This window comes from Vibrio sp. 10N.286.48.B8 (assembly GCF_003050085.1).
In the GTDB taxonomy this organism is placed as follows: domain Bacteria; phylum Pseudomonadota; class Gammaproteobacteria; order Enterobacterales; family Vibrionaceae; genus Vibrio; species Vibrio crassostreae.
In genome coordinates this window covers 25,641-44,524 of sequence record NZ_PIGD01000018.1, presented here as the reverse complement: position 1 = coordinate 44,524, position 18,884 = coordinate 25,641, and the positions used below count along the sequence as shown (strand labels likewise).

Below are 18,884 nucleotides of genomic sequence, written 5' to 3'. Positions count from 1 at the left end.
TTCTGTTTGGTCTCGTTATCGGTTAACTATTTGGATCAATGTCCGGTAGCCCGTCTACGTCGTTGTGATGATGGTGCTCATCATCTTGGTTATGGTTGATGTTTGCATCATGGTGTTCCAGCGCGTCTGACATATCCAAGTGCGCTTGGTCATGTGTTACTGCACCTGGTTGGTCGACTTTTGCAAGTACGATATCCATATCCGCAGGTTGATCATGAACCGTTGTCGATGTCGCATCGGGTTTAATGCCCAATGCATCCAGATAAGCGGCTGCACCATGGTGGCTGGTTTTCTGATCGGGTTCTTGATGGGTCTGTTGGGTTAAATCTAGATTACTATCATCGCTTAGAGTGACGGTAAAGTCGGCTTGTGAAGCCATGTCTGGCTCGTCATGTTGAACAGGAGGCGGTGGTGGGGGAGCAGGGTGTGATGTATGGACCAAAGGTGTGATTGTCATATCAACCACTTCAGTTCCAACTGTCAGCTTTCCACTATGTCCAGGCCCATGACTGAGTATCTGGATATTCACATGGGCGACAACTTCATCTTGATTTGTCCCTTGCAATGCCACTTCAAATTTATCTTCATGTTGACCTATGCCAGAAGCGCTGCCATGAGGGCCCGTGTGAACTTGGGCTTGCTCTTGATAATGTAAATGACCAGTCTGAGGGTCAATAGTTAATGTCCCGTATTGACCATGATGACTAGTGACGTACTGTCCGTTAGGTAAATGGATTCGCCAACCGCTTTGTGCTGTTGGTACCGGAGTTAACGATGGTAATAGTGGTGGAACCCCAAGCGTGCCAGATACTTGGTGGCTTCCCGATGGTGGTCTGACAATGATCGGTTCAGGAATAGCACTTGCAGCGAAACCTTGGTTACCTGCGGTATTACCGTGTTCGTCAGTCATTGTTGCTTGTACATTAGAACCGGGATGAACTTCAATTTGTATTCCATGCTGAAGAGTGTGAGCATCTAATACATGATCTTGTCCGTTAACGACAAGATGCTCACCGATTTTTGCATCACCAGGAGGAGTAACGGTTGCTGTGATCGTATTTGCATGGCCTCGGGCGATTTCAGCTTTACTGTATAAGTTGTCTGACCCTGCGTTTTCAAAAGTAATCGTAGGAACGCTAACCTGTGTATCGACTTGGTAAGTAACATCTGCAGTGGCATGAGCGCTATTACCTGCGCTATCTGTTACCGCTACTGATGCCTCTATTTTTTGGTCAGCATCGGCAATGAGTTCACTGCCAGGTACGGCAATTGAATAGTGTCCTTTTGCATCGACCACGCCAGTATGCTGTGTCCCATTTACATCTAAAGTCACAATGTCGCCTGCATTATAATCGCCAGAAACGGATCCGGTGATGTCAATGGAGCTGTTGGATTCTTGAGCATTAATCACATTGTCGGCGGTAATTGGGTCTGTTTGAATACCGACGTGTACTTGTGTATCTATATGGACGGAAAGAAGCGAAGATGTAGCCGGTAGCACTGACGAAGGAGCCAATGCTTTGGCGGATAGATTATGATCACCCTCCGATAAGCTGCTTACGGCAACACTATATTGGCCAGAGGCATCAGATACCGAGTGTCCAACGGGTGTGGAACCATCGTAAATCGTGACTTTCGAGAATGGAATATCAGTGTGTCCGGTAATCGTTGGGGTAGTGTCGTTGGTCAGGTTGTCAGTTTGCGATGAACCTGAATCGCTTGTTGACGCGAGATCCAGAGTAACGGTGTTCGTTGGCGCGACGTTAGTGCCTGAAGGCAAGGTTGGTTGCGTCGTAGTTACCACAGGTTGGTGCAGAACAGTCGTCGAGGTGACTAAGCTACCCGTTGGTGACATGGTGACATGTCCTGAGGCATCAAAGGTGATGAATTTCGAATCTTGCGTATGGCCGTCACTGACTTTTACTTCGAATACATCGACACCATGATAGGAGTTGGTGGCAGAGTCATAACTCATTCCTGTGATAGACGTATTTGGTGTGTAGACGTAGTCACCAGTATTTGGATCGACCGACAATGAACCGAATTGCCCTGTTGAGCTGACGACAGAGAACATATGAGTGTCATTAACGTCTACATCTGTCTCTGTTAATGTACCTGCTGTTGATGATGTCTGGTTAACGCCGAGAATCGGTGCGTCATTGGTTCCGGTAATGGTAACCACGATATCATGGTGCGTGCCATCTGCAGATTGAACCGTGATGGTTTCAGTGTCTGTCTGACCTTCGCCAAGCTGTTGAACTATAGGATGGTTGTTGTCAAGGTCGTAAGTCCAGTGACCATTTACATCGATATGAGCGTGCCCATAGCCTTTGCTTCCGGCTATTCCAGCTCCACCCTGTACCGCGGTAAACCCTGCTGTTCCATCAGGGTCACTCGCCGTCAACGTACCTGAAGCTTGAAGTGTTATGTCTTCTTTTGCCACTCCTGTGGAGTCTCCACTGAATGTTGCAGGGTCAGCGACACTCGCTATATTAATGAGTATTGACCCTTCTTTTGAATCAAGATGACCATCGTTTGCGGTAAATTGCACCGCCCCTAATCCGCTGACACCAGAACTAAAGTAGTTGTGAGTTGGGGTGAAGATGAGTGATGAAACGTCGGAGGCGCTGACGTCATCACCAACATTCACTGTGGTGCCATTCAGCGATAACACGCCATGGGCGACATTGGTAATCGTGATGTGGTTTAACGCATCTCCATCAATATCAGAATATTTAAAGTCTGCGGTGGTGAACGCATGAGGCTTATCTTCTAAAGAACTAATAAAACTCGATCCAACGATAGGTGCATCATTGACCGCATTGACATCCACTACCATCGTTGCGCTTGCCGAATTTTTATGGCCATCATTCGCAGTAAATGTAAATTGCGCATAGTTGGCGCCGTTTTCATTATTGCTCGGCGTGAAAGTTAAATGGCCTGCGTCTAAGTCAGCCTTGCTGATTTGCTGGTTGGCGGTTACGGCGTTACCGTTTAAAAGTAATAATCCATGACTCGGTAAGCTGCTAATAGTCACGAACTGTAACGCATCGCCATCTTGATCACTGTAACCAAATTCACTGGTTGTAAAGGTTCTGGTGATGTCTTCATTTGTAGAAACAGTTTGCCCTGTCACCGTTGGCGCATGTTGTAGAGGAGGGGTGACTTCAATAGAGAGAGAGTTTTGAGAAGAATCTCCTATTGGGTTACCCCCATCATCACCGACACGATAAACCATACTTGGCACTTTACCTGTAAAGCCAGCTTCCGGGGTGAAGGTATAATGACCATTCGCTTCGATCGCGAGTGTACCGATACCGGCCATAGTATGTGGTTGCCCAGGCCTTACCGCGACATAACCTGACACGGGGTCCTTTATTTGAATATCTTGCAACACCAGATGTGCGTTGGAATCGGTGTCTGTTGCTGCACCACTCAATCCTTGATCCGTCCCAGAGCCAGTAAGTAGATTCCCTTCAACTGGACCACTATGTTGAACACCAGAATCACTGAGGCTGTGTAGAGTAGGAGCGTCAGTAGTCCCGTTAATAGTGACGGTAATTGAATGCTTGGTACCGTCTTTTGATGTGACTTCAATGCTATCTGTGAGTGTTTGTCCATTGTCTAAGTCTTGAATCTGCGTACTCTTGTTGTCTGCTTTATAAACCCATGTCCCAGTACTAGTGATGTCGAAATGACCATAGGTTCCATCCAGAGATATTTTCGGTTGCCCCTTAAGATCTAATGCAGCTTCGCCATGACCATCAGCGTCAGAAACAATCAGGTGCCCATGGCAATAAAGGGCATCTGGAATAGTTGCTGACCCAGTGATATGCGCGTTGTGGTGAATGTTTGTATCTTCTTTTATGCTACTGGAGTCACCGGCAAATGTGGCGGCATCATTAACAGCAGCAAGAGACGTGTTTGCTCCTGTATGAGCTATGCCACCGTGTCTATCGGCAACATCGTAAGTAAAGTGGACCGTTCCGTTGTAATTAGGGTCGGGGTTAAAGGTAAAACTACCATCTGAATTTGATACTAAGCTACCGTGGTCTGCAGTCAAGTTTTCAACGTGTAACCAACCTCTATCGTTAGTATCAACATCTGTCGCATTAGCGATTAATTCAGCTTGTGTAATATGTATTGAAGTATCTTCCTTACCTGAAGGTAAAGTGACTTCTCCACTGACTGTTGGTGCATCATTATTTCCATGTACAACAACCGATACGCTTTTCGATACATGGCTACCATCAGTAGATACTGCCTCAACTGTAAAGTGTTCCCAATACTCGTCACCGTCTCCTAATTTTGTAGCTTTACTTTGGTCAACGTCATAATGCCATTGTCCATCTGCACTTAGGTGGAACGTACCATACTGGCCATTAAGGCCTGCTGTTGGTGTTTGTGTCCAACTCACCGTATCGTGAAGGTCGACATCGTGGGCTATTACGTTGCCGGAAACTGAAGCTCCTGTTTGGGCATTTTCTACGACATGGCCAAGTTCTGACTTGGAATCGATTATGATCCCATCCTCTGTGCCGTTTACCTTAACCGTAATAGGAAACTCAGTACCGTCGGTTGCTATTAGCTTTATAGATTCGGTTAATGATTCACCATGCTTTAATTCTTGAACGTGAACATTATTATTGTCGCCAATATAACTCCAAGAATGCTCACCTTTGTGAGATCCACTTGCGATAGTATGGAACTGGAATTTGCCATAGGGAGTCGTAACATCTAGGTCACTGCCTATATTCCATGTGTATTGTTTGCCTGCAAATTCGACAGTGACTTGAGTATTAGGGCTGTCTACATCAGTAATTTGTAGTGCTTGCCAATAAACAGCATCCATAATATTGGCACTCGTAGACATATGAGTGGCGATATCTTCAGTTGCAACACCATGATCAATGCCAGAAATAATGGTTTTGTCATCGACTGCCGCAAGTGTCGTACTCGCTCCGGCATGCGTAACACCGCCGTGCGCATCTTTTACATCATAAGTGAAGTGAACCTGACCGTTATAATCCTTGGCAGGTGTGAAGGTGTACGTGCCGTCAGGGTTAAGATGAACGGAACCGTGATCAACATTCAAGTTAGCTACCGTCAATAAACCCACATCATTGTTATCGATATCTATTGCATTGGCGAGCAGTTGCGAAGCGGTCAAGGTCATGCGTGTATCTTCAACGCCGGCAGGAAGCAGTGTTGCTTGTGTTACAACTGGGGCATCGTTTGTACCATGGATAGTGACTTCAATCGTGTGTTGGGTGCCATCACTTGAATGAATAAGCACCCGATCAACTAAACTCTCTCCATCGCCTAATGCTTGGATATTGGGCTTAGTTGTATCAATGACATATTCCCAACTGCCATTTTTATCGATGCTTAACTTACCCCCCAGCTGGCTTTGATAAGGGGCCCATTCAGGGTGAGACGCTACTTTGATAAAGCTTTTAAAGTCAAAATGATCTTCACCTGTGTCTGGATCACTAATACTTAGCTGCCCTGTGGTATGAATCATATTTGGCAGCCAACTTACAGGTGTATATGGGTCGACATCTTCAGTCACACTACCGGTGTCGGTACCTGTTATTACAGCTACATCATCCACAGCATTTACCGTAAGCACCATTCCCGATAGTGCGGTTTTTCCCGTACCAGTATCTATCGCTTGTGCATTATTATTATCCATAATTGCATAGGTAAAGGTGACCTGCCCATTGAAGTCTTTTTCTGGCGTGTATATAACACTCTTACCGTCAGGTGACAAAACAGCAGTTCCATGATCGACATGCAATTGCTCAAGATGCAATGTATCACCATGGTCAATATCTTTCGCTGACATAAAACGATCCACGGAGATGGTTATGGCTTTATCTTCATCTGTTGTGATAGGAGATGGTCCGCCACTTAGATTACCGTAGCCAGAAAAGAGCAGTTCTGGGTTGTCATTTGTTCCATGAAGGGTAATCGTAATGAGCTGTTTGGTTCCATCTACTGTTGAAACTTCATAGACAATATCCTTTGTCTCTCCTTCTGCCATATGTTGGACTAAATAATTATTTACACCATAATGCCAAGCGCCACTGGGAGAGAGAATAAGCCCATCGTGATTTGTATTGTAGGGGTCATCAATCTTTGTTACAGAGGTAAAGTGAGCCTCTCCACCATCTGGGTCCACCACAGTTAAATGGCCCTGAACAGTCAGTTGAGCTAGGTGTGGGGTAAGATGGTCTTCAGTAATATCTCCAACATGTTGTCCACCAATTAACGCTTTATCTGCTACACCTTGCAGATTCATATTTGCACCAGTAGCAGTTACCCCACCATGTGCATCTTTCACATCATAAGTGAAGTGAACCTGACCGTTATAATCCTTGGCAGGTGTGAAGGTGTAAGTACCGTCATGATTGTCGCGGATAGAACCATGGTTAGAATGAAGGTTAGCGATAGAAAGTATGCCAGCATCGTTGTTATCTACATCTATGGTATTCGAAAGAAGTTCTTTCGTTGTGAGTGTTTGCGAAGTGTCTTCTTTGCCAGAGTTGAGTTGTACTTCTGAAGAGCAGTAAGGTCTATCATTGTCTCCATGAATAGTAATTACGATGTCGTGAGTTGTGCCATCTTTAGATTGTATAGTGATGGTGTCGGTTAAAGTTTGCCCTTCACCAAGTTGATCTATAGTGGTGCCAATCGTTGTTTTTTTATTACCAACCCAATCACTACCTCCCACTGTTACATCGTAATGCCAAGTTCCATCACTGTTTAATAATAAGTGGCCATATTGGCCATGGTAGGAGTTATTCCAAGCGCCGCCTTTAGGGTCAAATTGGGCTTCACCACTATCAGGATCAACTATATCCAACTTGCCATCAGCAGTTATTGCATCTTGTCCTAGTTTCGCCATGCCAGGATGAGCATAGTCTGGTGACATATCGCCATAACTGCCATGTCCTTCATCGACATCACCTGTGCTAACACCGCTGATCGTCGCAGAGTTATTGGCACCTGTTATTGTGATCGAAAGGTTTTGGGTGCTGCTAGCGTGGTGTTCATCGGTCAAGGTTACAGGAATTGTGAGTGTTTTTGTTGCTCCCGATGCTAACGACAGGTAGGTGGCATGACTGGGGTCGAAACTGTAGCTACCATCAGGGTTAAGAACTAAGCCATCAACCTGCGGTGCGCTGTAAGTCAATGTCGCACCTGTATCAATGTCGTGCCCAACCATTTTTCCATTTAAGAGGCTACCTCCTTCAACAACGGAGTGAGATTGCGCATTGATGACAGGGGCATCGTTAGTGCCGTTAATCGTCACTTTGATCGTTGACGTTGTGCCATCAATAGACGATACAGTGAAGGTCTCTTCGACTTTATCGCCGACGTTCAATTGATTAAACGCGTTGTTGGCAGTGAACGTCCAATGACCATTGGCATCAATAGTCAGGTCGCCGTTGGTGCCTGAAATAGAATCCGGCGTGAACGCATTATCTGGATTATCCACGTCGGTGCTGGTTAGGGTGCCTGATGTGGTTACCGCTTTGTCGGTTTCATTGATGGCAACGGTCGCACTGCTGACAGTAGCGGCGTCGTTAGTGCCGTTAATCGTCACTTTGACCGTTGACGTTGTGCCATCAATAGACGATACAGTGAAGGTCTCTTCGACCTTATCGCCGACGTTCAATTGATTAAACGCGCTGTTGGCGGTGAACACCCAATGCCCATTAGCATCAATAGTTAGGTCGCCATTAGCTCCAACAATGGAGTCTGGCGTAAATGTGTTATCTGGATTATCAACATCGGTACTGGTTAACGTGCCTGAGGTGGTTACCGCTTTGTCAGTCTCATCCACACAGACTGTTGCGGTACTGACTGCCGCTACATCGTTAGTGCCATTAATCGTCACTTTGATGGTCGAGGATGTGCCATCAACAGACGATACAGTAAAGGTTTCTTCGACTTTGTCGCCAACGTTTAGTTGATTAAACGCGCTGTTGGCAGTGAATACCCAGTGGCCTGTGGCATCAATGGTGAGGTCGCCATTGGTGCCTGCAATGGAATCCGGAGTAAACGTGTTGTCTGGGTTGTCCACATCGGTACTGGTGAGGGTTCCAGAAGTTGTTATAGCGCTGTCCGTTTCATCCACACTGACTGTTGCGGCACTGACTGTCGCTGCATCGTTAGTACCGTTAATCATCACTTTGATCGTTGACGTTGTGCCATCAACAGACGACACCGTGAAGGTTTCTTCGACCTTATCGCCAACGTTTAGTTTATTAAACGCGCTGTTGGCGGTGAAGGTCCATTGGCCATTAGCACCAATGGTGAGGTTGCCGTTGGTGCCAGTAATCGAATCCGGTGTGAATGCGTTATCTGGGTTATCGACGTCGATACTGGTTAGGGTGCCTGAGGTTGTCACCGCTTTGTCAGTCTCGTCGATGGCGACGGTCGCACTGCTGACAGTAGCTTTATCATTGGTGCCATTGATCGTCACTTTTATGGTCGACGGTGTGCCATCGATGGATGACACCGTGAAGGTCTCTTCGATCTTGTCGCCGATATTTAACTGATTAAACGCACTGCCGGCGGTGAACACCCAATGCCCGTTGGCATCAATGGTTAAGCCGCCGTGGGTTCCTGTGAGCGAAACCGGAGTGAATGTGTTGTCAGGGTTATCCACGTCGGTGCTGGTCAACGTTCCTGAGGTAGTTATAGCTTTGTCAGTCTCATCGATGGCGACGGTCGCACTGCTGACAGTAGCGGTGTCGTTAGTACCGTTAATTGTCACCTTGATAGTGGACGGTGTGCCATCAACAGACGACACTGTGAAGGTTTCTTCGACCTTATCGCCAACGTTTAGTTGATTAAACGCACTGTTCGCGGTGAACACCCAATGACCATTAGCATCAATAGTCAGGTCACCGTTGGTGCCTGAAATAGAATCCGGCGTAAACGCATTATCTGGATTATCAACATCGGTGCTGGTTAGGGTTCCTGAGGTAGTTACTGCTTTGTCAGTCTCATCGATGGCGACGGTCGCACTGCTGACAGTAGCGGCGTCGTTAGTGCCATTAATCGTGACCTTGATGGTCGACGGTGTGCCATCAATAGACGAGACAGTGAAAGTCTCTTCGACTTTATCGCCGACGTTTAATTGGTTAAATGCGTTGTTCGCGGTGAACACCCAATGCCCATTAGCATCAATAGTCAGGTCGCCGTTAGATCCAACAATGGAGTCTGGCGTAAACGTGTTGTCTGGGTTGTCTACATCGGTACTAGTCAATGTTCCTGATGTCGTTACCACTTTGTCTGTCTCATCGATAGCAACGGTCGCACTGCTGACAGTAGCGGCGTCATTAGTGCCGTTAATCGTGACTTTAATGGTCGAAGGTGTGCCATCGATGGACGACACCGTGAAAGTCTCTTCGACTTTATCGCCGACGTTTAGCTGATTAAACGCGCTGTTCGCGGTAAATACCCAGTGACCATTGGCATCAATAGTCAGGTCACCGTTGGTGCCTGAAATAGAATCCGGAGTAAACGTATTATCTGGATTATCAACATCGGTACTGGTCAACGTTCCTGAAGTCGTGACTGCTTTATCAGTCTCAGCGATGGCGACGGTCGCACTGCTGACAGTAGCTTTATCATTGGTGCCATTTACTGTGATAGTCACTTGGTGCGGTGTACCGTCAGCAGAATGAACGGTGATGGTGTCGGTAGCGGTTGCTCCTTTGCCCAATGCTTGAACGTTAGGATTTGTATTATCAAGATCGTACGTCCAAGAACCAGTATCAGTCAGATGAAGCGTACCAAACGAGCCTGTAATATCGGTACTTCTTGTGGATGAAGTAGCGAAGTGCGCTTCACCGGTATCCACATCCGTAACAGTCAGTGTGCCCGAGGTCTGAAGTTGGGACTCTTCGGTTACCACGCCGGCACTGGTTCCGCTTATCACGGCTTTATCATTGGTGCCGTTAACGGTAATAGTGATTTGATGAGGAGTGCCGTCGGCGGAATGGATGGTTATGATATCTGTTGTCGAAGAACCTTTACCAAGAGCCTGAACTTGTGGTTTTTTATTATCTAGGTCATAGCTCCAATCGCCATTGTCTTTAAGGTGTAAAGTACCCAGTGTCCCCTTGAGGTCGGAATTAGAAAAATGGGCCTCTTTTGAGTCGATATCGGTGATGTTGAGTTGGCCCGAAACCGTTAGGTCTTTATCTTCAGTAACTTGGTTTGAGCCATTACTTTTCCCGATAGCGAAAAACGAACTTGGCGAATTTGCTGTACTACTCGTGATTACCGCATTGTCGTTGGTGCCATTAATCGTAACCATAACTTGATGCGCTGTACCATCAGCTGAGTGAACAGTGACGATGTCTGTCGCAGTTGAACCTTGGCCAAGCCTTTGAATTACTGGGTTATTGTTGTCTAAGTTGTATGTCCACGCACCGTCTTTGGTGATGCTTAGCGTACCGAAATTGCTAGTTACTTGTGATGCCTGGAAATGATCTTCTCCAAGATCAGAGTCCGTGACCGAAAGCTGCCCTTGAACTTGTGTCGTTAAATCTTCAGTTAACGTGCCAGCATCCACACCCGTAATTACGGCATTGTCGTCGTTCCCGCCAATCGTCATATCGATCGTTTGCGGTGTGCCATCTTTGGTGTGAATTGTGAAACTTTCATGCAGTGAAGTGGCTGCGGTTAAAGCTTGAACATTAGAGAGCGAGTTATCAACTTGATACTGCCAATGTCCATCAGCATCGATAGTTAATGAACCATATTTACCTGAGATAACTTCCGGTGTAACCGAACTTTCATTTTGGTCAGGGTCTATGACATCGATTTTGCCGTTGGCATGTAACAAGCCTTGTGAATCAATATTGTGATCTTCTGTTACGACACCTGTTAAGTCTCCAGAAATACTTGGCGTGTCTTGCTTACCTGTTACTGGTATCTGGACAATGATGCTCGAGCCATTAGATAGATGTAACGCAAAATGGTCAGTACCTGGTTGGTGCTGATTTAACAGGATGTATTGAGGAGAATTTGGATTCAATACGAATGTGTATTGACCATTTGCATCAACATGAAGCTCTCCGTACGTACCTTTTATGACTTCTGGCATAAAGGTGACGGGTAAAGCGGGCGTCGTAGGCGCATTCGAATGAGTCGGCTGACCGTTACTCCCTGAGGAGATAGTCGGCATCGATACCGAAGGAATGTAATGGACTTGCGGGTGAGAAAGCGTCGATAAATGATGAGAAGGAACCAAGTGAGAGCTCGAACCATGGGCGGCATGACTTGCACTTAAGGTTGAGTTTACGTGGTTGTCACTCGTCTGAGCTTCTTGGAGAGCAACCGCTGATGAGTCCGCCTTGCTATGGTCATCGGTGACATCTTTTTCGGTCACGTTATTTGCGATTACTTGATCTGCAGCACCGCTGGAATTGTCTATAGTCTCGGCAGCTGCGTGTTTAGCCAATGATGGCAAAATCATCATGAGTGATTGAAAAAGTGGGATATTAACTTTTAGGTGTGAATGCAGTCTGAGCTTCTTTTTTTTTGTTGGTTTCTGTTGTTCTAGCTCGTTACTTTTCTTATTTTTGGTTTCTGTATTTTTCTTGTTTGCTTCGACGTTTTTTTTGTTAGCCATTTTTATCATCCGTGAATCGTGGTTGCACTATCTTAAGTAAAATACACAGATAGAGGTTTCGCTAGCTAATTGGATAATTTTTAAAGAAAAAACTGCAAAGTCGAAGAATTATCTCATTTTGATGAAAGAGAGGATGAATACTTTTTCAACGGTCAGGTAAATATCGGCACAATGGCATTGACCTTACCCTAAGGGGAACGTTTATAGTTGCGTTGTAAATTCAAAGGTAAGCTATGACAAACACATTCCGAAAAACTTGGATTATTGTTTTCAGCATCATTGCGATGTTGATGTCTAGCTATGCCTCAAGCTCCTCAGCCTTGATGACTGAAGTAATGATGATGGAAATGGGGTCGAGCAAGTCGGCTTGTTACCACAGCGATACTTCGGTTAATGATTCAATGGCAGGGTGTCATGTGATGAGTGAAGAAGTACACGCTGAAGACTCTAACATGAGTGCCCATGCTTTGATGGCTCAATTCGATATGCCTTCAATGAGCGAAGACGGCAGTCCGATGATGGGTAACCATTGTTCGAGTGCCGATTGCTGTGCCTCAATGTGTTCTGCAAGTCCCTATCCAATTCAGGCTGTTCAAGCCGTTGATCAACTTTCCTTTTCATTAGCTCGTTTTCAATCGGTCACGATTGGCCAGAAAGTCGCACGCGCTCAATCTTTGCTACGCCCACCTTCCGCATAAATCTATATCTAAAAATACAGCTCTATCAGTTAGATAAATCTGATAAGCCATTCTTTTTTATGCGCTAATTAGCGCTAGATATGGACATTCATTGTGAATATGAAACCAACAACCTCTGTGTTTGTCATGAACACGAGCTTAGTGGTTGCTGCTGCCTTGCCTATGGCCTTGTTTTCAAGTGCTACGCTCGCGGCTACCACGGCGTCAGCTTCAAATGCTCAACACATTTCAGCACATGACCAAGCAAGCTCGACGCAGCAACTCAATACACTGATTGAGATTGCTTTAAGCGAAGATGGAAATCGCAAGCAGTACTTTGCTCAGTCTCAAGCGATGCGAGAAACGGGTATTGCCAGCTCGACCTTAATGGACCCGAAATTGAAAGTTGGATTTGGCGGTTTGCCTGTCGATAGCTTTCAATTCGACGAAGACCCGATGACTAATATATCGGTAGGGCTGATGCAGCAGTTTGAGCGTGGCGATACGCTTAACCTCCAACAGAAAAAGGCAGGCCAACAGGCAGATGCTTTAGCTTTGCAGGTACAAGCAAGAGAATTGACGGTTGCAAATAGCATGACGCAGCTTTGGCTTGAGTTAGGTTATCAGCAAAAGGCTGAGTCGGTGATTCGTCAAAATCGTCGTTTGTTGGTTGAGCTTGAAAACTATGTACAAACCAATTACTCGATTGGTAAAAGTGAAGCGCAAGATCTGCTTAATGCTCAGCTTCAAGTGAGCAAGCTTGATGAGAAACTACAGGCAAACCAGCAGGTTCAGCGCCGTTTAATCTCTCAGCTTTCTGAATGGTTGGGTTCTGATTGGCTAGGCTCTCAGGTTCTTGATTCTCAGGGAACACTGAGTGCAACTAACCAAATCGATTGGTCGTTGTTGGAAAGCAAATTAGCGACCAATATCGATTCAACTAAGCACTACCAGCTACTGACTGACCATCCTTTGGTTAAGATCTCCGATGTCAGTATTTCCTCCAATCAAACTCAGGTTGAGTTAGCCGAGCAAGCTTATACCCCGCAGTTTGGGGTGGAAGTGATGTATGCACACCGTCAAGCCAATAACATGGCGGGTGAACCAGCTTCTGATCTTGTGAGTGCTTATCTGACAGTCGACATCCCGCTGTTTACAGGGAGCCGACAAGATAAAAACTTATCGGCTGCTCAGTATCAAGTTGGTGCGGCTAAATCTCAAAAAGACACCTTACTTTCCCAAATGAACGCGCAAGTGAATGCATTGCTGGTGGACAGATCAAATCTGATCCAGCGATTAGATCGCTATCAAACGTCCTTGCTTCCTCAAACCGCAGCACGAATCAGCGCGGTTGAGAGGGGCTATCAAAACAACACCGCCCAGTTTAACGATGTCATTTCAGCAACGACCGATGAGCTGGCGCTTCAGTTAGAGCAACAACGTTTGATCACCGATCTCAACATCGTTAACAGCAAACTGGCGGCGTTAGTCAGTGGCTTTGAATACCAAGTAAACCAACCACAACTCAATTCAAGCGCAACTAAACACACAGCCAATCAATAAGGGAATAGACAATGAGTTCAGTAAAAGTAGCAACAATCGCTTTATTGGTCGGTGGTGCATTGGGTTTTGGTGTGAACCATTTTCTAATTAATCCAGCACATGACATGTCAGCAATGGCAACGAGTACAGACGCCGAAGTAAGTAAACAAACCAAGGATGAACCTCTGTATTGGGTGGCTCCGATGGACCCAAATTATCAGCGAGACAAGCCGGGTCAGTCACCTATGGGGATGGATTTAATCCCTGTTTACGCGGATGACTCAAGTGGTGCTAAAGATGAGCCCGGTACCGTGTTCATTGATTCTTCGGTAGAAAATAATCTGGGTGTCAAAACAGCGAAAGTTAAGTTCGAAGCGCTATCTCCTCGGATTGAAACCGTGGGTTATGTGGCGTTCGATGAAAGTACATTGTGGCAAACCAACGTAAGAGCAGCTGGTTGGGTTGAGAAGCTCTACATCAACGCAGTGGGTGAGAAGGTAAACAAAGGTGATGTGCTTTTCACACTCTATTCTCGAGAGCTTGTTAAAGCACAAGAAGAGTTGATCAGTGCTTATAAAACGGGTCGTAAAGGTTTGATCAAAGGTTCGACTGAACGCTTAATTACCTTGGGTGTTGATAAGACTCAAATCCGCGCTATTACGCGCAAAGGCAAAGCCTCGCAAACAATTGAAGTCAAAGCGCCAGCCGATGGTGTTATAGCGAGTTTGAATATCCGAGAAGGTGGTTACCTTTCACCTGCACAAGCGGTGATCAGTGCTGGTCCATTAGGCGAAGTATGGGTTGATGCTGAGGTGTTTGAGCGTCAAGCGCACTGGATCTCGTCAGGCAGCAATGCGGTGATGACGCTAGATGCCATTCCTGGCAAAGAGTGGTTGGGTAATGTCGATTACGTGTACCCAATCCTTGACCCAAAAACTCGAACCTTGCGCGTTCGTTTGAAGTTCTCCAATCCCCATGGCGAGCTTAAGCCAAATATGTTTGCCAATATTGCGCTGAAACCCATTAGTGATGAAGCGGTTCTTACTATCCCAAGATCTTCGGTGATTCACTCCGGTGGTATGACTCGAGTGGTGATGTCAGAAGGTTCTGGCAAGTATCGCTCTGCTCGTATTGAGGTTGGTCGTGAAGCTGGCGAAAAAATAGAGGTGCTTCAAGGGCTAGAGCAAGGTGAGAGTATTGTCACTTCTGCGCACTTCATGTTGGATTCTGAATCGAGCCAATCCGCTGATTTGTCGCGAATCAATGGCGTTGAAGAAGAAGCCGAAACGGTGTGGGCGAACGGTGAAATTTCCGATGTTATGCAAGGCAGCCGCATGGTGACGATTAACCATCAACCCGTTCCAGAATGGGATTGGCCGGGCATGGTGATGAACTTCACCTTCGCTGAAGGCTTAGATATGAGAGACGTTAAGCGTGGTCAAGTTATTGATTTTGAGATGATCAAAACGGAATCAGGCCAGTATGAAGTCGTTGACTACAAGGTAAGTGAGCACCAAATGGCGGGCGAAGTGTGGGTGAAGGGAGACATCACAATGCTGATGGCAGACTTCGGAATGATCACGGTAAATCACAAGCCAGTGCCTGAATGGGATTGGAAAGCGGGCGAAATGAACTTCCAAGTCAGTGATGACCTCGATTTATCCGAGTTTGCCGAGGGTCAAAGTGTTCGGTTTCTAATTGTGAAGCAAGGTTCGGATTATGTGCTCAAGTCTCTCGAACCGACGAATAGCACGGGTGAGGGCGAACTATGATCAATGCAATCATTCGTTGGTCCATCAGTAACCGCTTTTTGGTGCTGGTTGCCACTGTAGCCATCGTATTTGGGGGCTTATACAGCGTTAAAAACACACCGGTAGATGCGATTCCTGATTTGTCAGATGTTCAGGTGATCATTAAAACAAGCTATCCGGGGCAAGCACCTCAAGTAGTTGAAGATCAGGTGACCTATCCGCTCACAACGGCGATGTTAGCCGTTCCGGGTGCAGAGACGGTTCGTGGCTATTCGTTCTTTGGCGATTCGTATGTCTATATCATCTTCAATGACGATACCGATATGTATTGGGCGCGTTCACGTGTGTTGGAATACTTAAGCCAAGTAGCCCCTAACTTACCATCAAGTGCTAAGCCAACATTAGGGCCAGATGCAACTGGTGTGGGCTGGGTTTACAGCTATGTGTTGCAAGATAAAACCGGTCAGCATGACTTAGCGGATCTTCGTAGCCTGCAAGATTGGTTCTTGAAGTATGAGCTGCAAACCGTTGAGGGCGTATCTGAAGTGGCGACTGTTGGCGGCATGGTGAAGCAGTATCAGGTTCAGATAGATCCTGCCAAGTTACGTGCTTACGACCTAACGCTTCAGCAAGTCAACAAGGCAATCCAGGATGGTAATCAAGAAACCGGTGCGTCTGTTGTCGAGATTGCCGAAGCCGAACATATGGTTCGCACTACGGGTTACCTGACAAGCATCGAAGATATTCAATCTCTGCCGTTAAAAGTGACCGACAAAGGTACTCCACTGTTATTGGGTGATATTGCCGATATTAACCTTGGCCCACAGATGCGTCGCGGTATCTCTGAACTCAATGGTGAGGGCGAAGCTGTTGGCGGCGTTATCGTGATGCGCTTTGGTGAAAATGCCAGTGAAGTGATCGACTCGGTTAAATCCAAACTCGCTGAGTTGCAAGCCGGCTTACCTGATGGTGTCGAGATTGTCGCGACTTATGACCGCTCTACTTTGATTAATTCAGCCGTTGAAAACCTATGGAAGAAACTGGCTGAAGAGTTCATCGTGGTCGCCGTCGTGTGTGCGCTGTTCTTGTTCCATATCCGCTCGTCGTTGGTTATCGCACTAAGTCTGCCTGTCGGTATCTTGGGTGCATTCATTGTGATGCATTGGCAGGGTATTAACGCCAACATCATGTCTCTTGGCGGCATAGCGATTGCGATTGGCGCCATGGTGGATGGTGCCATAGTGATGATCGAGAACGTTCATAAACACATTGAACGGACTCCGCTCACTGACAAAAACCGTTGGCAGGTGATTGGTAAGGCAGCAGAAGAAGTTGGCGCACCGCTATTCTTCTCTCTGATTATCATTACCTTGAGTTTTGTGCCTGTGTTCGCGCTAGAAGGGCAAGAAGGCAAGATGTTCTCGCCACTTGCGTTTACCAAGACGTATGCGATGGCCGCAGCCGCTGGTTTGGCTATCACGCTGGTGCCTGTGTTAATGGGTTATTTCATTCGCGGTAACGTGCTACCTGAACATAAAAACCCAGTAAACCGTAGCCTAGTGGCGATGTACAAGCCGCTTCTAAACCTCAGCCTAAAGTATCCAAAGGTGATGATTGTTATCGCACTTGGCTTAATGGCGTCTGCTTATTACCCAACCAGTAAGCTTGGTAGTGAATTCATTCCTCCTTTGGACGAAGGGGATTTGATGTACATGCCAACCACGTATCCGGGTATCTCAATAGGTAAGGCTCGTGAGTTGTTGCAACAAACCAACAAGCTCATCAAAACCATTCCAGAAGTCGAAACCACGTGGGGCAAAATTGGTCGAGCAGAGACAGCAACCGATCCTGCACCGTTAACCATGATTGAAACCGTGATTCAGCTTAAACCACGCGATGAATGGCGTGACGGTGTCACTACGGAGTCGCTGCGTAAAGAGTTTGATGATCTGATTCAGTTCCCAGGTTTGACCAATGCGTGGGTTATGCCAATCAAAACCCGTATCGACATGTTGGCGACAGGAATCAAAACCCCAATTGGTATCAAGATTGCGGGGCCTGATCTTAACGTTATCGAGAAAATTGGCTCTCAGCTTGAACCTATCTTAAATGGTGTCAGTGGTACGGCTTCTGTGTATGCCGAACGTGTGGCTGGTGGTCGTTATGTGACGATAGACATCAAACGACGCTCTGCTGCGCGATATGGCTTGAGCATTAAAGAAGTGCAACAGGTTATCTCGACTGCGATCGGAGGAATGAACGTGGGTGAAACCGTAGAAGGGCTAGAACGTTACCCAATCAACGTTCGTTACCCACAAAGCTATCGTGATTCTGTCGTTAAGTTGCAGAACCTGCCGTTAGTGACACCAAATGGAGCTCGTATCGCTCTATCGGACGTAGCAGATATTCGTTACGAAGATGGTCCTCCGATGATTAAAACGGAGAACGCGCGTCCTAATGGTTGGGTGTTCGTTGACATCGAAGGTCGCGACCTTGGTTCTTATGTGGCAGAAGCGCAAAAGGTCGTTGCTGACCAAGTTGTATTACCGGCGGGTTACTCGCTCGCTTGGTCTGGTCAATACGAATACATGGAGCGAGCAAAAGACCGTTTGAGTGTCGTTGTGCCTATCACCATCGCCATCATCATGCTGTTGCTTTACCTGAGCTTCCGACGGGTCGGTGAAGTGATGATGATCATGGCAACGCTTCCTTTGGCTATGGTGGGTGGTTTGTGGTTGATGCATTACCTCAATTACAACTTCTCTATCGCGGTCGGCGTTGGCTTTATTGCCCTTGCCGGGGTTGCGGTTGAAATCGGAGTGATCATGTTGGTTTATCTCAATCAAGCGTGGCACTACAAAAAGCTCGATGCAGAGGAGAACCAACAAACACTTCAACAAGCTGACCTAACGGATGCCATTCGTGAAGGGGCAGGGCTTCGTGTTCGTCCAGTAATGATGACGGTTCTTACGGTGATCATTGGCCTAATTCCAATCATGTATGGCGAAGGAACAGGCTCTGAAGTGATGCAACGAATTGCCGCGCCGATGATAGGTGGAATGGCGTCGGCACTGTTGCTTACCCTACTGGTTTTGCCTGCAATCTTTAAGCTCTGGAAACAGCGTGAGATTACGCATAGCCAAAATGAGACAAACAAATAACGTATTGATTATTAGCCCTTACTTACCAAAAACAGAGTGGGTAAGGGCGTACCACATGAACATGTGAAACTAACAAATAAATAACTGAATTAAT

General features: G+C 46.5%; 5 protein-coding genes. 4 read left to right on the top strand and 1 reads right to left on the bottom strand.

All coding sequences use genetic code 11. The features are described 5' to 3' along the window. Positions 1–22: 22 nt before the first annotated feature. A complete protein-coding gene (locus CWO08_RS18320; protein WP_108020879.1) occupies positions 23–11,659 on the bottom strand; it encodes a VCBS domain-containing protein in 11,637 nt (3,878 codons plus the stop codon). A 233-nt stretch (positions 11,660–11,892) separates the two neighbouring features. Here CWO08_RS18320 and CWO08_RS18315 point away from each other — a divergent pair, with 233 nt between their 5' ends. From CWO08_RS18315 to CWO08_RS18300, 4 genes are all read left to right on the top strand, one after another. Further along, positions 11,893–12,357, top strand: a complete 465-nt coding sequence (locus CWO08_RS18315) for a hypothetical protein (RefSeq protein ID WP_102344154.1) — start codon at positions 11,893–11,895, stop codon at positions 12,355–12,357. A 99-nt stretch (positions 12,358–12,456) separates the two neighbouring features. After that, complete coding sequence (locus tag CWO08_RS18310; protein WP_108020878.1) at positions 12,457–13,899, top strand: TolC family protein; 1,443 nt, start codon at positions 12,457–12,459, stop codon at positions 13,897–13,899. A gap of 11 nt (positions 13,900–13,910) precedes the next feature. Continuing rightward, positions 13,911–15,650, top strand: a complete 1,740-nt coding sequence (locus CWO08_RS18305) for an efflux RND transporter periplasmic adaptor subunit (protein ID WP_108020877.1) — start codon at positions 13,911–13,913, stop codon at positions 15,648–15,650. Further along, positions 15,647–18,790 carry an efflux RND transporter permease subunit gene (locus CWO08_RS18300; protein ID WP_102478950.1) on the top strand — a complete coding sequence of 1,048 codons (3,144 nt, stop codon included), beginning with the start codon at positions 15,647–15,649 and terminating at the stop codon, positions 18,788–18,790. The genes CWO08_RS18305 and CWO08_RS18300 overlap by 4 nt, the downstream gene beginning before the upstream one ends. Positions 18,791–18,884: the final 94 nt, after the last annotated feature.